We start from the raw sequence: 19,023 nt of genomic DNA on the forward strand, positions 1-19,023 counted from the left end.
CAAAGGCTGAATTTCTTCAGGCTTTGCATTAATCCTATACTAATTACTTCAACAATGACAGAACAACGTTTGGCATCTGGTTTGCCTGTGCCAACATCGCTGTTGCTGCTTGTTGCATAATCTGACCCTTAGTCAACTTTGCAGTTTCTGCAGCAAAGTCGGTATCAGTAATAGCTGATTTAGAGCTTTGCAAGTTAGTACTTTGAGCCTGCAAGTTTGTGCTGATATAAGAAATTCTGTTAATCAAAGAGCCCATAACGGAACGTTGATCAGAAATGTAATTAATCGCTGTATCAATATTAGTACCAAGCGTATTAAAACCTGAAGCCCACGAAGTTGTTGCTGTCGCTCCAGTATAGGCACCAACGGTAGTAATTTGTGTACCCAAGTCAGTCATAGCGGCATTGCTACCAGTTCCAGACGTAGTTTGTACATTAATCGTTTGGTACGAAATTAAATTTGCGGCCTGAGTATCTGCACCAGCCTGAAAATCCAAAGAAGGATTGCTACCACCAACGATTACTGTAAGAGTGTTTAAAGATGTTGCGGCAGCTGTTGACACAGTGGCGCCTGAGTGTTCCATTGTGAAGGAAATGCCCAAAGTATCAAAATTAAATTCTTGCTTACCGCCATTGCTACCCGTCGCAATAGTCTTTGTTTGAGCCAGCAGACTTGTTGCGCCAGTCAGGGTGATATTTGAACCTGAAATAGTTATTGTGTAAGTATCTGCTAGGGTACCTTTTGATGCTAAATTAGTAATTGTTCCAGTTGTACCAACTACCTCACCATTAGTAAGTGTTCCACCAGTAATGCCAGTGGTTACGTTAATTAAGGAGTTACCATTGAATTTAGTACGTTCAGCTGTATTATTAATCTCAGTATTTAGCTGCTTGATCTCATCCATGATGTTCATCTTTTGAGCACCGGATAATGAGCCATCATAGCCCTGAGTGGCCAACTGCTTCATGCGCAACAACATATCATGAATTGTGCTCATAGAAGTATCAGCAACCTGAATCAAATTAGTTGCATCATTCAAATTGCGCACAGACTGATTTACGCTGTTGATTTGACCTTGCATATTTTGAGAAATTGCCAATCCAGCAGCATCATCCTTGGCGCTATTGATACGCAGACCAGACGATAAGCGCATTACTGAAGAAGCCAAGGCGTTTTGAGCGCCTGATAAATTGTTTTGGGCATACAGAGAAGCCAAGTTGGTGTTAATTACTGTACTCATGTAAATCTCCTTAGTTGAACTGTTAAGGGAGCTTTCAACGTGGTTCCGTTCCCCTGTAAATCACTTAACGGCCCCCCGCCCTTAAGCGTTTAGATCTTTTTAGGTTTCTTTTACTCCAGAGCACCAAGATATAGCTACCTAAATCAGCATAAGTCATTGATTTTGTTAGTTATATTTTAATAATTGTCTTTTTTCACCATTAAACTGTCCCTCCTAACATCCCGGACACCCAACGTGGTGGTTGATCCCTTTGGGCCAACCTGCTGCATTTATGCTCATTTTGAAGTCTTAGGTAAACAAGTTACCTTTATTAGCCGTAGAGCCAATAAGCCTTAGTGTTTATTGAGGGCGCATCAACTTGAAAGCCAGTGAAATGGTCACCTTAAATACCAATGTTTCTTCATTAAATGCGCAACAAAGCCTTGCCCAAGCTCAAAAAGCGCTTACGGAGACCATGGTGCAGCTTTCAACGGGTAAAAGAATCAATGCTGCCCAAGATGATGCTGCCTCACTTGCCATTTCTCAGAGCATGGTGGGCCAGATTCTGGCGGTTAACCAATCTGTCAGAAATCTCAATGACGCTACTAATATGATGCAAATCGCTGACACCGGGCTTTCTTCATTGCAAGATATGTTTTTGCGTATTAATGAGTTGGCAGTCCAGGGGCGCAACGATAGCTTAACTGGCTCACAAAAAATGAATATTGTGACTGAGCTCTCTTCAATCAACCAAGAAATTAACAACGTTATCGACCGTACCAAGATGAATGGCAACGGTCTATTAACAAATTACGGCGTTCTGAATGCTGGATCCGGATTACAACAAAACAGCACTAACGTTGGTATTTTGGATGACACGCTTGCTTCCACTATTAATGTATTGGGTGCGCGCCCCGGAATTTATAAATTCTCCAATGTAGGCGCAGATCTAACCCTAACGAAGACTGACAACAACGACAATACTCTCTGGGCGCAAACGCTGACGGTCCAAACACCGGTTGGAGCAAAAAATACTGATGTATTGCAAACGCTAAACTACTCTGAGCTTGGCATTTCTATCACCCTTAAGAGCAGAACAAAGCCGAACAATGTTAATAACTTAACGGATAGTGGCGATGAAATTGCACACAAGTTGAGTAATATCTTTAAGCCAATGATTATCGATGAAGCAGTTAAGTTAAATTTTGGTGCAGGTGCAACGAATGATCTTTTGGTATCTTTTAGACCTATTAACTTAACCACTGTAGCTAAGCCTGATTTGGAAATAGATGCTGCCACGCAAAATCTCAATGGTGCTAGCAATACCAATCCAACAGCAATCCAAGTGCTGCCTGCTAGTACTACAGCAAAGGGGGCCTATTCAATCAGTATCAGCCAATCGGCAGCTGCAACAGAGTTTGAGCTCGTTGGATTTACAGGCACTGGTGCTACAGGCGCCTTAAATACTAGCAATAGTATCGGCATTAATTCGGGATTTAACTTAACCGTTGGAACACGTACTTATATAGCTAGTAGCGGCACAACTCCTCTTAGCGGCTCTAATGGTCAATTGGTCTCCATTAACGAATTTACCAATTGGATTAATGGTCTAAATGACCAAAACATTTCTGCACGTTTGTACCAACGAGACACCGGCGACTACTCCATCAAAGTAGATGGCGGATCTACTGGCGCAGCAAATGCAGTCTCATTTACTAATCTAAATTTAGCAGTAGGCTTTGATCAACTTCCAGGGACTAAGATTTATGGCAATGTGAGTCTAGCAGCCGATGGAAAGTTATCAACCAGTTTCCCAAGTTACCTCAGTGGCGCAGTTGACCCAACAAGTGGTAATGCCGTCACTACATCAGCAACAACCTTTAATGGTTACGAAGGTAACAACAGTCAATACCTAAGCTTAAGTGGGCAAAACTACTCCTCTTTGTATGCAAATACAACTGCGAGTGCTAATGGCATACAAATTAACAATGAGCTTGGTCCAATCCCAGCTTATAACCCTAATTACTACCCTTACCCAAATGCATACAACAACGCATATGACCCTGGAAGTGTTAAGTATGTTGGCGCCGGATTAGTGCCAGGGGGCTGGAGTCAATCATCTACGCCACCAGCATCTTGGTATGTAACGCATTGGGATCGCAACTATACCTATGCATATGATGCTACTTACAACCCACTATCAGGAAGCTATAACTCCATTCGAGGAACTACTCGCGATCAACCGAGTAGCGCAGCCTATGTAAGAGACACAAGCACCTACACTTATAACGCTACTAGTTGGGATAATAATTTCACATCAAATACTTACTTATTAAATTCAGTGATAAGTATTGATCCTGCACGTGATGCAAAATTAACCATCACAAAAGATGGTGTTTCCAGAAATATTTCTAACGACACAAACGTATTTACTGACGCCACCTCAGGCATACAAATCAATTTAACCCCAGGCCTCCAACCCTGGGATGGGGGCGCTGCTGCAACAATTGTGGTTGGCGACCCTCAGCCAGCCTTGCCACGTAATAACTCAAATCTTGTAGCGGTAGATGAAAAAATTACCGCCATGAATAGCTTTAGCACCAATACGTCGAAAACGGACTGGAAGGATGCCTTTGACTACCTTCAAGATCAGGCTAATAAAGCCCTAGATTACCTCTCTTATGAGCGCAGTATTATCGGCGGGCAAATGAATCAAGTGGCTTACATCAATACAAATTTACGCTCGCAAAGTGTGAATCTTGAAAAATCGAACTCTGATTTGCTTGATACTGATGTTGCTTCTGCCTCGGCAAAACTTGCTAAAGGTGAAATTCAACAAAGGGTAGCAGCGCAGATGATTACCCAAGCCAATTCACTGGTAAATCCGATTCGAACATTGATCAATCTATGGGATGACATTAAATCTAAGTAAGTCTCTGATATTCAAAATCCAAGGCCGCCCCTAGCGGCCTTTTTCTTGACCCTCTTTTAGTAAAAAACCATATTTATCAATCAGTTAGAACTTTTTTGCCACCTTTACAGTTTAACATCGGCAAAATTTGCCATTTTTGGTGTTTTTCTCAATGAAATCAGGTATATTTAGGGCTGTTTAGGGAGCTAACCACTAGATATAGTGATTTTTTCCTTTTTTGTGAATGTGCGCTATTTCGATACACACTTTCGCTTTTTTTGATCATTTTTCGGGCAAAAGACCTATACGCATGAAAATCCTGGGTTTTGACACCTCCAAGCTGCCGAGTCCTTCGGCACAAGGCGCCATCCCGATTCTGGTTCTTTTAGTCCTGATCATGATGCTGGTGCCCTTGCCAGCAATTCTTTTGGATGTGCTCTTTACCTTCAATATTGCGCTATCGATCATCGTACTGTTTACAGCGATCAATATTAAGAGCTTTAAAGACTTCGTTGCGTTTCCTACAGTATTGCTCTTAACCACCCTACTGCGCCTATCCCTTAACGTCGCCTCTACTCGTATTGTGCTGATGGATGGTTACAAAGGCACGGATGCGGCCGGTAAGGTCATTGAAGCCTTTGGGGTGTTTTTGATTGGCGGCAACTTTGCTGTCGGTATCGTGATCTTCATTGTGATCACCATCATTAACTTTGTGGTGATCACCAAGGGTTCTGGTCGTGTTGCTGAAGTATCTGCCCGCTTTGCACTCGATTCGATGCCAGGTAAACAAATGGCAATCGATGCAGATTTAAATGCAGGCCTGATTCAACAAGATGAAGCGAAGGCACGTCGTGCTGATGTCGCCCAAGAAGCAGACTTCTTTGGTTCCATGGATGGTGCGTCTAAATTTGTGCGTGGCGATGCGATGGCTGGCATCATGATTTTGGTCATCAACCTCATCGGTGGTTTGCTAATCGGCGTACTGCAACATGACATGGATTTTGGTAAGGCTCTTTCTACTTTTGCATCATTGACGATTGGTGATGGCTTGGTTGCCCAAATTCCGGCGCTGATCATTTCTACTGCAGCAGGTATTTTGGTTACCCGTGTTGCTACCGAAGATGATTTCTCGGGGCAGGTCTCTAAGCAATTTGAAGCCAATAGCAATGCATTAGGAGTAGTAGCTGCCGTCTTAGGTATCTTGGGCGTGCTGCCTGGTATGCCTCACTTTATCTTCTTGGCCTTTGCGGTATTTTTTGGCGCACTTGCCTATATCACGCATCAGCGTATTAAAAAAGAAAGTGCTGCAGCCAAGATAGCAGCAGCACAGCCAGTGACCAATGAAGAACTCGAGTGGAAAGATGTTCCGATTGTTGAGCCTCTCTGTTTGGAGTTGGCTTATCGTCTGATTCCTTTGGTAGATAAAGGTGATGAAAGTGATTTGATTAAACGCATCAAAGCGATTCGTCGTAAGTTTGTGACGCAAGTAGGATTCTTAATTCCGTCGGTACATATTCGTGATAACTTGCAACTGAGCGCTGAGACCTATCGGGTTTTGTTATACGGCGCAGAAATTGGTCGTGGTCAATGCTTACCTGATCGCTTATTAGCGATTCAACAAAGTGGTACTGAAAAAATTCCTGGTATTGAAGTGAAAGATCCAACTTTTGGGATGCCTGCTGTTTGGATCGAGCGTCGCCAACGCGATGAAGCGATTGCCAAAGGCTATACCGTGGTTGAACCTGCTGTCGTGATCACTACCCATTTAGATCATCTCATTCATCAGCACGCTGCAGAACTCTTAGGTAGACAAGAAACCCAAGACTTACTCGATCACTTTAAGATGAGTTATCCAAAGTTGGTCGAAGATGTCATTCCAAAAATAGTGAGCGTTGCGCAGTTGCAGCGCATTTTGCAATTACTGCTCGAAGAGAATGTGCCTATTAAAGACTTGCGGACGATCTTGGAAGTATCCAGCGAGTATGCAGGCAAGCTGAATGATCCCCTGGAAATTCTGCCGCATATTCGGTATGCATTACGCCGTACGATTGTGCAAGACACCTTGGGAGATGGTGTTAATTTTCAGGTGCTTGGTATCCAACCCGAATTTGAGCGCTTAATTGAGCAGTCGATTGGTGCAGGCGCTATCGCTCCCGATGGCTTAATTGAACCTTCATTGGCACGTATGTTTGGTGAAGAGGTCATCAAAGGGGTGCAGGAGATGGAAAATGAAAACCTCCCCCCAGTCATTGTGAGCGGCACTCGGACTAGGGCTACTATCTCCAGAATTGCTCGTCGGGTTTGCCCGCAGGCCATCATCCTGGCGCTGAGCGAGCTGCCGCCGACTGCAAATCTGGCTTTTTACAAGGTTCTTTGTTCCCAAACCGGCAAAAACCCCTAAAATCAACCCTAGAGAGAATTATTTCGGAGTTAACGTATGGGTCCACAAAAATTTATAGCAGCCAATACCGCTGACGCTTTAAAGCTCATACGTGCCGAGATGGGTCCTGATGCTATGGTGCTCTCGACCAAAGATACTGATCAAGGCGTTGAGGTAATGGCTATCACTTCTGGTGATTTAGCAAACCTTTCTTCACGCTCTGAACTCATTAACCCAGAACATGGTGAACATGGCGTCTTTTCAGAGCGCTCCCTAGAACGCTCAGGATTATCGGATAAGTTTGCTAGCGCCATTGCTAGGCGAGCACCTTCTCCTGCACCCTCGCCTTCTGCTAGAACGTATCCGGATGTACCCAGTGGTATTGTGCGGCGTAACCCTGCTAGAGCTGAGCGCTCTATTCGTGCTCCTGGTGCCGAGGCTTTTTTACCGACTTCATTTAATGATGCAGAGCGCATTCCACGAGGATCGGCTAATGTCATCAATCCTTCTAATAATGATGCAATCTTTAGCGCCAGCCTTGCAGCGAACACCAAAGCAGCGCAAGAGGCTGCAGCGCTCAATGCTATGAAAAATGCAGCGCAAAGTGCAGCGCAAAGTATCCGTGCTGCAAGCGGCTTTATCCCTGCCAGCGCTCCATTAAGTATCCCCACCGCCCCCATTGCAGGACCAGCCGAAAGTTCACCGAAAGTAGAAAAGTTACTTTCTGAAATCAGCGAAGTGAAGCAACTATTGCAATCACACGTTGCTGGCAGTTTTTGGGGCAACCTGCAACAAGAAAATACTCGCATCACCGAGGTTGTAAAACATCTTCTCAATTGCGGCTTTTCACCAAAACTGGTTGCAGAGATCTCCCAAAATCTTCCTGAGAATTTGAGCGTATTGCACTTATTGAAAAATGCTCGGGAGCAAGTTAAATGCATGATGAAAACATCCCATGCATTTGATACTTTTGATCGCGGTGGCGTATTTGCGTTTATTGGCCCCACTGGAGTTGGTAAAACCACTACGGTTGCCAAGATTGCTGCCCGCTGTGTGCTGCGCTATGGTCGCAATCAAGTCGCTTTGCTCACAACCGATACCTATCGTATTGGCGCTCAGGAACAACTCAAAACTTTTGCCAAAATATTGGGCTTATCGGTTACTGCAGTCAGAGATAGCGAAGACTTGGCTGCCAAAATTAAAGACTTTTCAAATCGCAAGATCATTTTGCTAGATACCGCTGGCGTAAGCCAACGCGATACCCTCATGGTTGAGCAATCTCATTTGCTAGAACATGGCTCTGGTAAAGCACGTCGGATCTTGGTGATGAGCTCCACTACCGATCTGCGCACTCAAGAAGAAGTGATTAATTTACACAATCAAGCAATGCAAAATACCCATGGTGAAAAGTTAGATCATGTCATCATTACCAAAATTGATGAAGCAGCCCACTTAGCCCCAGTGATCGATAGTGTCATTCGGCATAATCTATCCCTCTTGTTTGTATCTAATGGTCAACGTGTTCCAGAAGATCTCAGCCAGCCTGATATCAATTATTTAAGCCACCGCGCGATGGCTATGCGCGCTTTCTCTGAAACATTCTCACTGACTGACGAGCAAGTTCCTGCCCTACTTTCTGATCATTTGGGCGACTGGATTCGCAAAGTAAATCAATGAGTACCGTAGGCACTGCTAGCGGCACGGATCAGGCCGCAGGTTTACGTAATATTTTTGGCTCCGAAATGTGCCGTGTGATTTGTATTGCAAGCACCTTAGATGCTGACTCTACTATCCACCTAGGCCATAGCACCGCAAGGAATATCAAGCAACAGGGTCACCGTGTTCTACTGATTGATGAAATAGCCCTTGCTGATCGCAAAACGATGACTGGTTTTTTATACCCAGTACGTTACGACCTTGGACAAGTATTTTCTAGCTCAGTAGATTTAGATAAAGCCATTAAACAAATTGAAGAAAATCTTTGGTATGCCACTAGCGTAAAACTAAGGCCAGAGATTTCTAAGCGGTTTGCCAAATACCCCCAATTAGATGAGCGTCTGATCAAACACGAGCTTGATATTGACTACGTTATTTACCCTACAGTAGATCCACAGGCTAATATCGTTGCCTACTATGGCAGCAATATCAAACGCATTTTGGTGACAAGCACGGAGCAATCCTGCCTGAAAAGAGCGCTGGTGATGATCCGCCAAATGGCGCAATTGCAACTCGATGAGCCCTTAGCAGTATTGATTGTTGGTGGTCCAGATGAGGAAACAGGCACCGCTGCTTTCGAAAAACTGAAAGAGGCAGCTCATAGAGCACTTGAGCAAAGTATCGAGTTTCTTGGTTGGATTAAAGCCCTGACTGCTCAACGTGTAGAGCTTGATCTTGACGATATGAGCCTGAATCCTGTCAGCCACGGGACTACGCACGAATTTGTGCTTCCTCACGGTTTCTTTAAAGCAATTTCTGCCAAAATTACAGCTTAAGAAAATTTTGAGATTTCCGATTGATATCCCTTTTCGTGAGTTGTAATTGAAGCCATCTAGCTATTCCCAATCTATTGATATCGATCTAGCTATTAAAGAACATTTGCCGTTGGTAAAGCGGATTGCCCATCAAATCTGCTCACGCCTTCCACCCAACGTTGAAGTGGATGATTTAATTCAGGAGGGCTTAACGGGTTTATTGGATGCCTTGACTCGTTATGAACCACAAGCTAATTTGAACTTTGAAGTCTATGCTCGAACCCGTATTCGCGGGGCTATTTATGATGCCTGTCGTAAAAACGATATCCTGCCGCGCAACCAGCGCGATGAGTTAGAGGGTCTAGAAAAAGTGACTCGCAAACTAGAGCAAAACCTTGGACGTCACCCATCTGAGCGAGAGATTGCTGATAGCGCAGCGATGAGCATTGAAGCCTATCACGCCATCATGGCAAATATGGTTCATCTAATGCCCTTAGATGATCTTTCTGATGATCTACTGCCATCCGATACGGACTCATCTGACCCCATGAGAGCCGTAGCGATGAGTCAACTCGCTGAGCGTATTGCCACCATCTTGGAAGGCTTGCCTGAAAATGAGCAATTGGTTTTTGCGCTTCACTACCAAGAAGATTTATCCTATCGCGAAATTGCCCAAGTAATGAATATCACTCCAGGGCGAATTAGCCAGATTCATACTCAAGGGATGATTCGGATCCGCGCCAAACTCAAACTTCAATAAGAGGTTAGTTGCGTTGATAACATAAAAACTCAAGCTTGCTTGAGTGAGCAAAGGTTAAACCTTGCGCGACAGAACCCCGCCAACAGAGCCTGGCACACCGCCCTCACTATCGTAGGTCGCGCTGGGTGCTTGCTGTGCAATAAACGATTGCATGGCCGCACTCCGCTGCATCGCAAGACGGATCAGATCCCCATTAATTTGGTGGTTTACAGAGGCTTCATCCAATAAGCTCATGAGCATCTGTTTTTGATCTTCAGGAAATTGTCCAATATCCCCTTTGAGCTTTTCAGCGCCGCCAGGATACTGATTAATGGCGTCCAGAGCGATATTGGTGAGATCCAAAGCAGCGGGCAAACGATCCATATCATTGGCCTCTAGCGCAGTTCTTAAATCTTGAACAGCACCAGCAATTTTTTGCAAAAAGTCTTGCATGCCATCAAATGAGCTTGATGGCGCTAAATCTGGCATAAATTGATAAATCTAAGGGAAATTTTAGGCTTAGATGACGCTTAAGCTTGTTTTGGTTTTTGACCAATAGAAGCAACGACATCTTTGAGCATTGCCTGAGAAATCTTTTGGTAATCAATCTTAAATTCGCCATTGGCAACTTGATTGCGCAACTTTTCGATCAAGGCCTCATCGCTAACCTTGCTAGCATTATCGCTTTGTACTTCTGCTAATTTTGCAGTCAGGCTGATATCTAAATTTACTGCAGGACCAGCCACTACATCGGTAGCGACTTTATTGGCACCTGGATTTACAGAAGTCGAGTTTGAGCCGGGGTTGGTTTTTCCAACTCCTGAGTTTGGCGGAATTAGTGCAGCATTCTCGTTAACTTTCATCTCATTCTCCTCTGTACTTCAACTATTTTACTGCCCTTGGCTGCAGATCGCTGGCCATTAGCAATAAGCCTTACTGTAATGCAAAAACCGTGTTTTGACAGCACCTTATTCAATGGTCACCCTGACTACCGATGACCTTAAAACCTTACCTTGCAACACCTGTCCATCGGCTAATCGCACCCGAACCATGTCACCAATCATGCCTGAGGTTTGGGCAATACCCTCACCAGAAACCTCAAAATCCTTGCCGCTTAACACTAGCCTAACAGGATCTCCTACCTTTATTACGGATGATTCCCTTAAATCGTTTAGCCCAATCGGAGAACCCATTTGTAAGGGCCTGTTCAATACTCGGTCATAGGCCCCCTTAGGGGTGCGCAGGACATCATCAGGCAATAAATTGAGCTCCCCTTCAATGACCCGAATATCGCCCGGCTCAATTTTTTGGCCAAAAGGAAGATAGCGGCTAGCAACTACATAATCGCCAAATACTCGAATATTAAAGGGTACATTAACCATCCAGCTTGCCTTAGCACAGCGTAGTTGCAAGGTTGTTCTTCCCCAAACGCGAGCTCCTGGTTGGGTACTGATCTCAATCGCACCACCAATACAGGCCGGCACCGCAATATTGGGATCTACCTGCTCCACCTGAACTCTTAAGCCATTGACGCTCGGGCTTTTTTGAATAAAACGGGTAATTTCTTTATCTAAGTCAGGTGCCAATGCTGCCTGAGCACTTGTGCCTAAAAAAAAGGCAGTCAGGAGGATTCCCCAAAAACGCATTATCGAACGTACCGATCTAAAGCAATCCAAGAGTAAACATTGTTAGCGCCATCTAAGGCAACACCAGCCATCCAATAGGGTCGCTCTAAGGACTTGGGAAGATTTTGGTGAACGTTCATATTTTGAACGCCCAAAAACTCATGGGCATGAATCACGTAATTCTGATTGCCAGCACGAATGTAGATATTTCTGGCGGGATGAATAATCTCTCCTAAAAAATCAACCTTAGCATCGGCAGTCTTGGTCAGCGGCTCTTCACCCAAATACTGAATCGCTGAAACAGCGTATTGCTCACCATGACGAGTAAAGAAGGCCATTGGCATTCTGAGCAGGCTAGATGGACAGGATAAACGGACGCCATCATGATGTATCTCTAAAGAGCCACCAATCTCAGCCATCATATTACCTACCGCCAACAGGTGCTCACTAGAAAGAGTGATGTGATCTAAATCGACAAAAATCATGAGCTCTTGTTGAACAGCAAAGATGCTGGGGCAAGGCGGCAAAATACTGAGTATGGTCAAGAGCTGCTGTGCAATATCTGGATCAGCATAGACTTCATCAATTAATAGCTCGTCCGTTAAATTCTCAAAAATATGGCGCAAGGATTGCTGGCCAGCGCGCACTAATTCATCTTGCTCACGTCCGAGTAGAAAATCCACCTCTACACCACTCCAGCCATCGCCTTTACCAATCAAACTACGCGCTTTTTGCATGCGGTTTAAATTGACAGATCGGTCCAAGGAGAAATGTTTATCAAGATAGCGCGCCTTACTTGAATACTCAAAAGCACTCTCGCGATCAATTGGCTTGGTTAAGTTCTCTGGCAAGGAGAAGGATTTTGGCTCTGGAGGGGTAAATAAAACTGGTGGAGATTCTTTTCTGGGTGCAAATAAATGATTAAGGCCATAAGAGGCACGCTCTAGAGTTTCATGTTGAGCCTGTTCGGATGGAACAGACTCTTGAGCTAGAACCTGATCAGTTGGTGGCTGAACTGCTGCAGGTGAAGATTGTGACTGCTCTGGAGCATTCACTTTGTTAGCCTGCAAATTACGGAAAAGTTCTGGAGAAAATTCTTGATTAGGGAAAGAATCCTCAGCAACATCTTCAGCCTGCCAAGTTTGGCTTTCGGAAACTGCCTGAGCTTGCACAGTTTGCTGAGCATCTTTAGCCTCTAGCTCTTTGCTTCCCAGAATAGGCTCGGGAGAAATTGGCGTACCCTCTTTTAGCTGCCCTAATTTTTTTGCAAAATTAGATTTAGCAGTCTGTAATGCCTCTTCTCCAATGGCTGATTGCGATGCTTCGCCTGGATGAATTTGCATGACCCCCACATTAGCCAATTCAATGAAGTCATTTACCAGCAACAAAGATTGCGTTTGATTTGTTTTAAACTGATTTGCAAGCTCATGCGCAAATTCAGAGAGATCCTCTAGGCCGGCTCCATCTAGCGCATTCGCTAGATCAACGCAATACATCACTATGGACTCAACCTTGATTGACCCAGATGTACTTTTAGGCGTCGATGAGAGTAAGCCTTCGATGGCGCGATCGACGTCTATTAAAAAAAGGGGTTTTTCTTCAGCCATGGGTACTTTGTGCTTAATGTACTTTCAACTCAATCAAACTTTGATTTCACGCTTGAGCTCACCAAATGCTCGGCCCAATCCATCAAACTCTTCTTGCCACAAATCAAGATCACGCATCACCTGTTTTGCATCCATACTCAATAACTCAATCATCTCAGGCGATACCTGAGGAGCAGCAGTCTGCGAATCGGCAGCTTGGTCAAGCACTTGCGCCAATGAACTCCTTATTTTGGAAACCGTAGTCTCAACTCGCTCAACTAGTAGATTTAGCTGCTCTGTTTCAACCGCCAATTGCTTACTAGAGTGGTTATCCAAAATTGCCAAATACAAACGAACGCCCTGCTGCTTAAGGGCAAAGAAGGCATCTTGTAATTGCTCCAGAGGGCCACCGCGATCAGCGCTAGCACTGACGCCATAAAATCCATCAGCCTGCGCACTTGTACCAGATCGCAACTGAGCACTTTTATCTTGTAAAGTACTTACTGAGTGACGTAACTTATTACCCAATTGGCTGAGAACCTTAATCTGGGACTCAAAACCCATTACCTTATCTCTTAAGTCTTGACTAAGCTCCGTAATAACGTTGGTTACAGTTTTGACCTCGGCATTACCTGCGCTGGCTAGATTCTTCTTATCATCAGCTGCTTTGAGAGCTGCTGCCTGAGGTTCGGCTTTAGCTTTCCCATCTTGAGCATTCGTACTGGCTGACTTGTTTAACCCTAGGTCAATAGAGCCCAATAACTGATCTGCTGCTGCTGAAAGCTTAGTGGTTCGCTTATCCTCAACTTGAGCAACTCGAGTATTTTTTAGCAACATTGCAACGCCCAAGCTAGTACCAATCAAACTAATCACGCTTAGCAATGTCAGGCCTAAAAATCCACCCGCAGTATTAAAATCAAAGAGGCGCAGTTCTTTTGAATTCTTTTGCGCAACTACACGTAAGGCCTCATGGTCAGAGGCGAACTTACGCACAAGCTGAATATTATTGGCATACATCTTGAGGGCTGAAGCACTCTCTTGCGGTAATTTGGTATGCCATGGAGTTTGATTCAACTTTGGCATTGCTTGTGTAAGGCTTAATGTTGACTTACCAGATGTCTTTTTGCCAGCCTCAATCTCAATCAAGACCTTCTGATCAATGGCAGCGCCCAATGCTTTTTGCAAATCTGCTGATGCAGACGCACTGGTGATATTTTTTTGCCAAGCGGCGTTTGCCTTGACATACTCAGCCAGACTTTCAGCATATTTTCTAACCGGGGAATCAGGAGCGATCTTATCTAACTCAAGAGATCCCTTTGGAGAAAGCAACACCTCTGCAGATTTAGCCAAAATGTCTAAGCCGGCCAAACCCTTCTCCTGGGCCAGCACTATGACAATAGACTGTTCTGCACTTTTAGCGCCAATTAAAACTTCTTGAACATCAACGGCGCTAACAGAATTTTGCTCAGGGACATTTGAAGCGGGGACTGTATCTTCCTCATTAGGTAGCGCCGCATACTTATCTGGCTTATCAAATAGCAGCTTCATAATTTTTGAATCTAGCTTTTGGAAAAAAGCTAAGGCAGGATTATCTGAAAGTACTGCCAGAGAGCCAGACTCAGCAGTGGAATTCTGATTCTTGTTTGAATTAGCAGTAGTTACTGACTTTTGAGAAGTTACTGCATTTGATGTACTAGATGAATTAGAGCCATCTGAAGGCAACTTCACATCATCAGTCATCGAACGCAAGAGACGATCTGCTTTTTTAAGCTTATTGAAAAAATCAGAATCTAAGGTATGCGTTCCTGAGGTTTGTTGCTGCAAATCTTTGAGCGCAGGAATTAAGCGCAACACCTCAATCTGGTCAATATCAATTGCTTGCAAATACCGGCCCTCGCCCAACCAGCTGCGAGCCGTAAAATATGCGCCAGCACTCGCCAGCAAAGCTACGCTCAAAGAAATGATAGCCAACCATTGCCAAGGTTTGGTCGAGCGTTGAAAGACGTGATTGTTATATATTTTGCGCATATTTATTGTCTAACTATAAGGTTTCGCGGTATGGTCTGCAAATTTATAAAACCTCTACCAAATAAAAATCTGATCCGTTGTGGTGCAGGAAAGGGGTTTCAGGAAAAGCGGATGAGTGAAACGGGCCAACAATATTATTTACCCTAAAACCCAAACCTTTATCTGTGCCATCTTTTAATACAACCACCCATGGGGCATGGTCTCGCTTTAACACCTGCTGCCAGTGTGCCATGCTCTCAACACCCCGACCCGTCCTGAGAAGTTGAAAATGATTACGAAGATAAACTGGCTCACCTTCATGCACTACTACGCCAGAAATCTTTAACTCTTTAATAGACTGCTCTACCTCTGGGCAGAGAAAAACGGAATATACGTGTGATGCAGGTAATGCATAGCGCTCACCATTAATCCGTAAACCCAACCAATACTCTTGGTTATCTAAAGAGCTCATGATTTATTACCTGCAATGCGACGTTGATACCAAAATAGAGCTGCAGCAATGATAAAAATAATCAAACTACAAACGAAGCCAACTACCGCATCACCCATGCCAGTTAAATAAACGGCATTTGTATTTTCGATTTTTCTTCTTTGAGAAAAGTAAACATCAATTCGCTCTAGTACTTTTTTATGCTGCCAACTCAATAGATCTTTAGTCTGAATCTTTGATGGAGATGAGCCAGTAGGATCAATCACCGCCTTAGCTATTAAATTTAAACGCTTAGCGCTTTGCATTAAATTATTAGCCGCTTCAGAGCGCCAGTCTATAGAGATAGCAGGAAGCATTTCACGGCGATATTGATCGGCCATGCGCTTACTATCTAGCTCTGTTACATAAACGGCTTCTGGTGGAGCGGCAAACTTAATACCGCTATTACTTCCATTGATGGACGTGCGATTTGGATTTTTCATCGCAAGTGAAATATTGTTCTGCTTATTCCGCAGTAACTTTAAACTTGTTTCTGAAGAGAGCTTTTCATTGAGCGCCTGGTAATAACCCATAGCCGATTCAATCTTAATAGAACTAACAAATAGAATGAGGTCACCTGGCTTAACTCCTGCAATATCCGCAGGAGAGCCGGGCTCAACTGACTCAACATTAGGAGTCGTCACTGTCAAAATAGGCCCAGAACGTTTATTTTCAAATTCCGCAAAGTACTGAAATGCTCTATTGACCGCATCATCTACGCTTACTGTAACAACGGCATCGTCAGCTAATTTTGGAATGTCACTTGGCTTTAATCGACGAGTGTTGAGGGTAGTATTGTTCAGGCGATAGTCGATTGCCTGAGAATTGACATACTCCTCCAAACTCGGCATCACAACCTTCAGATTTTTTAAATCTGATGAGGAGCTAGACAGCTCACCAGCCGCCCCTAAAAGGGTAGCTAAAGAAAAGAGCATCAAAAAGCTTGAAAAAGCCAAGAACCAAAAGTAGATACCTTTTTGTGTACGAGGAAACTGAATTTTTAGCACGATGATGTTTACTTTTTCTTAGGCCCAGAACCAACTTCGTTGCTAGTAAACTTATGACTACCTTGATTCAAAATGAAGCGCTGCTTTAATAATTCAACCTCACGATGCTCTGCCATCAGCTGAACCTCAGTTTTACGTTTATCCATGAGCAATCTGCAGCTAGCAATATCGTCTATCCAGTCACCTGATTTCATTTCAATAATCGCTGACTCTAAAATATCGCGCCCATTAGTCTCGTTAGCCTTAATCCGCACAACAAATAAGCGCACGTCATCTACATCACGCAAAGTGAGTTCAACGAAATAGGTTCTTGCAAATCGATGATTAATAGCGGTAAGTGTGTATGGGTAGTTATGTAAGGTAAATTCAATCTTTGTGCCATCATCTAGAGGTAGCGGCTCAACTTTCAGATCGGTAATGCCCGCCTGAGCATGCCACTCAAGATCAGTCTGCTGCGCATCTAGACTCTTCTTAGGAAAGGCACGTGTTTCAAAATAAATTTGATACAAGGTTTCTGGTAGATGCCTTTCAGTTGCCAAATTCTTTAAAACTTCAGCAGTAGAGGTAATACGCAAGCGCTCCGCCATCAAATCCAACTTCATATTGGCAATCTTTTGGTTGATTACCTCTTCTAGTTGATGGGTTTTTTGTAGACTTGCCACTACCACAGGCTCAATCGGTTTAGCTTGTTGATCCTTAACCTCATCAATGACTTTCCCATAAAAGTCACGAATGAAAAAATAGACCAAAGCAATAAACATGAGCAAGCTCACGATGATGATCAGTTTTCCAGTAGTAAATGATGCGAAGAAATTCATAGAGAAATTAAATTCCAAGAACTGACAAAGGTCGCGCCAGGGTATTACTCATGCCAAGAAGCCCCCAAATACCAGCGATTTAAACGGCTTTGGACGCGCGCATTCTCAATAGCACTGCGCGTACTTTCAAATTCTTTGAGGACTTGTTTTTTAGGCTCATATAACTCGCACCCAGCACGAATACGATCGATGTCAGCCCCAGGACGTACATTTTTAATTTCTAAGTCTATAGTAGTTGAGCGCGATCTTAAGCGCTCAAAATAACCAGAATGCCAATAACGCCCTACCTCCACTTCTGTTGCACCTAAACGAAGATCCAACAAAATGCCATGGTCAGATATATCAATCACCTTGGTGAGCAACTCTTGCCCAGCACCAAGGCAGAGCACAAAATTTAAATCATCATCTGCGGGTCCAAGAGTTCTAAATTCCTTGCGGCGCTGAATCAAAATTAAATCTGCTGGCAATGGGCATAACAAGTTGCCCTCATCATTTAGCCTTAAATTACTTGCCAAGAATTGCATCTTACCGCTATCACTACATAGCACCAAAATGCGCTGCCCACCAACCAGACTTGCAAAACCACCCTCTGGCTTTATTTCGAGCTTCATGACCAATAAGCCTTGGTGGATACCTAAAAGACTCACTGGTATGGCCGCGCCATTACCGTCAATTGGATATAAACCAGCCAGGGGAATTTTATGCAACTCCCGCTCTATTGTCTTAGCAATGGCACGAGGTTCAACATGGAATTTTGGCTCGATACTTTTGAGCCCTTCTGGTGGGAAAATATTAAATCTCATATGAATAAATTAAGAACTACAAATTTGGGAATAAATAATAGCCAAGGGAGTTCCTGCCGGAACCGGATCGTCGTTTAATTCAAAACCAGACTTCGTTTGCAAAATGGGTTTGCCCATGGCGTTGGTCCCACCATAATTTACGGTAGCTAAAGTGGAGTAAGTATTACGAACGCAATTAAATAAAATATTGCTGCGAATCGATTGAATTTTCTCGGGTGCAGCACCCTCTTCTTGTTTTCGATTGGTAATAATCCATACCTTCTTCCAATCGGGGGGCAAGGCTTTAATTGAGCTCTTGTAATAGGAAAGACTATGCTGGCGCCCATCGAACACAGTTACCAAATCGTCATTTGCTTGGGCCAAAGCAAGACCACTGCCAAAAATGGCAAAAAAGACAATAAAAGTGGTTTTTTGAAAAAAGGAGCGGCCCATACAACTAACCCACATTAAATGGGTCATTATACGGATATCCTATGTTTATAGTCCTCTAAACACCCTTAAATCCCAATAGAGGATTTACGAATTAAAGGCTTTAGAACAGCTAGAAATAGAGCGTGAAGTTGTTAAATAAAACTTATGAGGTTTTCGCGTCACCATGGTCAGCATCGCCTTGAGGAAGGGCAACACTCTGGCCGGCTACCACATGCTTTACCCAATAACGTGCCGCCGCAATATTGGTCGTGTAAAAAGCAATTTTGTTGCTTTTCTCGATGGTATAGAAGCGTTCACCACGAATACGGTGCTCAGTAATGATAGGATTTTCCATAATGTGAAATTCCTCTTTTTTAGTGACAGGGTAACTTTAAACGGATAAATCTGGACAAGCGATTAGCTGTATTTAGCATTCGGAACATCATACACGTCTCAATACTTTCGTAAGTAATTAATTTATATAGCTATTTTTTATATTTTTTCGATTTACTGGGATGCAAAAAGAGGTATTAGACACCCGGGTCCATAGGAAATT

At 43.8% G+C, this 19,023-nt stretch carries 17 protein-coding genes; 5 read left to right on the plus strand and 12 right to left on the minus strand.

From position 1 onward, the window contains the following. Positions 1 to 43: 43 nt before the first annotated feature. Positions 44 to 1,240, minus strand: coding sequence for a flagellin (locus tag ICN31_RS05335; RefSeq protein ID WP_216259306.1), 1,197 nt, complete (start codon positions 1,238 to 1,240; stop codon positions 44 to 46). 358 nt (positions 1,241 to 1,598) lie between these two features. Between ICN31_RS05335 and ICN31_RS05340 the strand changes: the two genes are divergently transcribed. The 5 genes from ICN31_RS05340 (at position 1,599) to ICN31_RS05360 (ending at position 9,741) form a co-directional block, all read left to right on the plus strand. Beyond that, positions 1,599 to 4,151, plus strand: coding sequence for a flagellin (locus ICN31_RS05340; protein WP_216259308.1), 2,553 nt, complete (start codon positions 1,599 to 1,601; stop codon positions 4,149 to 4,151). 289 nt (positions 4,152 to 4,440) lie between these two features. Continuing rightward, on the plus strand, positions 4,441 to 6,531 hold the full coding sequence (gene flhA, locus ICN31_RS05345) for a flagellar biosynthesis protein FlhA (protein WP_216259310.1): 2,091 nt from the start codon (positions 4,441 to 4,443) through the stop codon (positions 6,529 to 6,531). Positions 6,532 to 6,567: 36 nt separating this feature from the next. After that, on the plus strand, positions 6,568 to 8,187 hold the full coding sequence (gene flhF, locus ICN31_RS05350) for a flagellar biosynthesis protein FlhF (RefSeq protein ID WP_216259312.1): 1,620 nt from the start codon (positions 6,568 to 6,570) through the stop codon (positions 8,185 to 8,187). After that, a complete protein-coding gene (locus ICN31_RS05355; protein WP_216259313.1) occupies positions 8,184 to 9,002 on the plus strand; it encodes a hypothetical protein in 819 nt (272 codons plus the stop codon). The genes flhF and ICN31_RS05355 overlap by 4 nt, the downstream gene beginning before the upstream one ends. A gap of 46 nt (positions 9,003 to 9,048) precedes the next feature. Further along, complete coding sequence (locus ICN31_RS05360) at positions 9,049 to 9,741, plus strand: FliA/WhiG family RNA polymerase sigma factor (protein ID WP_216259315.1); 693 nt, start codon at positions 9,049 to 9,051, stop codon at positions 9,739 to 9,741. Positions 9,742 to 9,795: 54 nt separating this feature from the next. On the opposite strand, the gene ICN31_RS05365 is transcribed toward ICN31_RS05360, so the two are convergent. The 11 genes from ICN31_RS05365 to ICN31_RS05415 form a co-directional block, all read right to left on the minus strand. Then, positions 9,796 to 10,209, minus strand: coding sequence for a hypothetical protein (locus ICN31_RS05365; RefSeq protein WP_216259317.1), 414 nt, complete (start codon positions 10,207 to 10,209; stop codon positions 9,796 to 9,798). Positions 10,210 to 10,250: 41 nt separating this feature from the next. Continuing rightward, a complete protein-coding gene (locus ICN31_RS05370) occupies positions 10,251 to 10,583 on the minus strand; it encodes a flagellar biosynthesis anti-sigma factor FlgM (protein ID WP_216259319.1) in 333 nt (110 codons plus the stop codon). A 105-nt stretch (positions 10,584 to 10,688) separates the two neighbouring features. Then, positions 10,689 to 11,366, minus strand: a complete 678-nt coding sequence (flgA, locus tag ICN31_RS05375; protein ID WP_216259321.1) for a flagellar basal body P-ring formation chaperone FlgA — start codon at positions 11,364 to 11,366, stop codon at positions 10,689 to 10,691. Beyond that, complete coding sequence (locus tag ICN31_RS05380; RefSeq protein ID WP_216259323.1) at positions 11,366 to 12,952, minus strand: hypothetical protein; 1,587 nt, start codon at positions 12,950 to 12,952, stop codon at positions 11,366 to 11,368. The genes flgA and ICN31_RS05380 overlap by 1 nt, the downstream gene beginning before the upstream one ends. Positions 12,953 to 12,985: 33 nt before the next feature. Continuing rightward, entirely contained in the window at positions 12,986 to 14,959 is a 1,974-nt protein-coding gene (locus tag ICN31_RS05385) for a hypothetical protein (protein ID WP_216259325.1), read from the minus strand. Between the two features lie 43 nt (positions 14,960 to 15,002). Continuing rightward, entirely contained in the window at positions 15,003 to 15,410 is a 408-nt protein-coding gene (locus tag ICN31_RS05390) for a chemotaxis protein CheW (protein WP_216259326.1), read from the minus strand. Then, complete coding sequence (locus tag ICN31_RS05395; protein WP_216259329.1) at positions 15,407 to 16,435, minus strand: PDZ domain-containing protein; 1,029 nt, start codon at positions 16,433 to 16,435, stop codon at positions 15,407 to 15,409. Before ICN31_RS05395 ends, ICN31_RS05390 begins: the two co-directional genes overlap by 4 nt. An 8-nt stretch (positions 16,436 to 16,443) precedes the next feature. Continuing rightward, entirely contained in the window at positions 16,444 to 17,253 is an 810-nt protein-coding gene (locus ICN31_RS05400; RefSeq protein ID WP_216259331.1) for a hypothetical protein, read from the minus strand. Positions 17,254 to 17,297: 44 nt separating this feature from the next. Further along, complete coding sequence (locus ICN31_RS05405; protein ID WP_216259333.1) at positions 17,298 to 18,056, minus strand: hypothetical protein; 759 nt, start codon at positions 18,054 to 18,056, stop codon at positions 17,298 to 17,300. A 9-nt stretch (positions 18,057 to 18,065) separates the two neighbouring features. Beyond that, positions 18,066 to 18,515: a surface-adhesin E family protein gene (locus tag ICN31_RS05410; RefSeq protein WP_216259335.1), complete on the minus strand. Its 450-nt coding sequence runs from the start codon at positions 18,513 to 18,515 to the stop codon at positions 18,066 to 18,068. A gap of 115 nt (positions 18,516 to 18,630) precedes the next feature. Continuing rightward, complete coding sequence (locus ICN31_RS05415) at positions 18,631 to 18,822, minus strand: hypothetical protein (protein ID WP_216259337.1); 192 nt, start codon at positions 18,820 to 18,822, stop codon at positions 18,631 to 18,633. Between the last annotated feature and the right edge of the window lie 201 nt (positions 18,823 to 19,023).

Origin of the sequence: Polynucleobacter sp. UB-Piko-W3 (assembly GCF_018881635.1) — a bacterium.
Classification (GTDB): Bacteria; Pseudomonadota; Gammaproteobacteria; order Burkholderiales; family Burkholderiaceae; genus Polynucleobacter.

Excerpts from the sequence above, each read along its gene's own strand:
- ICN31_RS05335 (WP_216259306.1), bottom strand. The coding sequence starts at position 1,240 with ATGAGTACAGTAATTAACACCAACTTGGCTTCTCTGTATGCCCAAAAC.
- flhA (WP_216259310.1), top strand. The coding sequence starts at position 4,441 with ATGAAAATCCTGGGTTTTGACACCTCCAAGCTGCCGAGTCCTTCGGCA.
- flhF (WP_216259312.1), top strand. The coding sequence starts at position 6,568 with ATGGGTCCACAAAAATTTATAGCAGCCAATACCGCTGACGCTTTAAAG.
- ICN31_RS05355 (WP_216259313.1), top strand. The coding sequence starts at position 8,184 with ATGAGTACCGTAGGCACTGCTAGCGGCACGGATCAGGCCGCAGGTTTA.
- ICN31_RS05365 (WP_216259317.1), bottom strand. The coding sequence starts at position 10,209 with ATGCCAGATTTAGCGCCATCAAGCTCATTTGATGGCATGCAAGACTTT.
- ICN31_RS05370 (WP_216259319.1), bottom strand. The coding sequence starts at position 10,583 with ATGAAAGTTAACGAGAATGCTGCACTAATTCCGCCAAACTCAGGAGTT.
- flgA (WP_216259321.1), bottom strand. The coding sequence starts at position 11,366 with ATGCGTTTTTGGGGAATCCTCCTGACTGCCTTTTTTTTAGGCACAAGT.
- ICN31_RS05380 (WP_216259323.1), bottom strand. The coding sequence starts at position 12,952 with ATGGCTGAAGAAAAACCCCTTTTTTTAATAGACGTCGATCGCGCCATC.
- ICN31_RS05385 (WP_216259325.1), bottom strand. The coding sequence starts at position 14,959 with ATGCGCAAAATATATAACAATCACGTCTTTCAACGCTCGACCAAACCT.
- ICN31_RS05390 (WP_216259326.1), bottom strand. The coding sequence starts at position 15,410 with ATGAGCTCTTTAGATAACCAAGAGTATTGGTTGGGTTTACGGATTAAT.
- ICN31_RS05400 (WP_216259331.1), bottom strand. The coding sequence starts at position 17,253 with ATGAATTTCTTCGCATCATTTACTACTGGAAAACTGATCATCATCGTG.
- ICN31_RS05405 (WP_216259333.1), bottom strand. The coding sequence starts at position 18,056 with ATGAGATTTAATATTTTCCCACCAGAAGGGCTCAAAAGTATCGAGCCA.
- ICN31_RS05410 (WP_216259335.1), bottom strand. The coding sequence starts at position 18,515 with ATGACCCATTTAATGTGGGTTAGTTGTATGGGCCGCTCCTTTTTTCAA.
- ICN31_RS05415 (WP_216259337.1), bottom strand. The coding sequence starts at position 18,822 with ATGGAAAATCCTATCATTACTGAGCACCGTATTCGTGGTGAACGCTTC.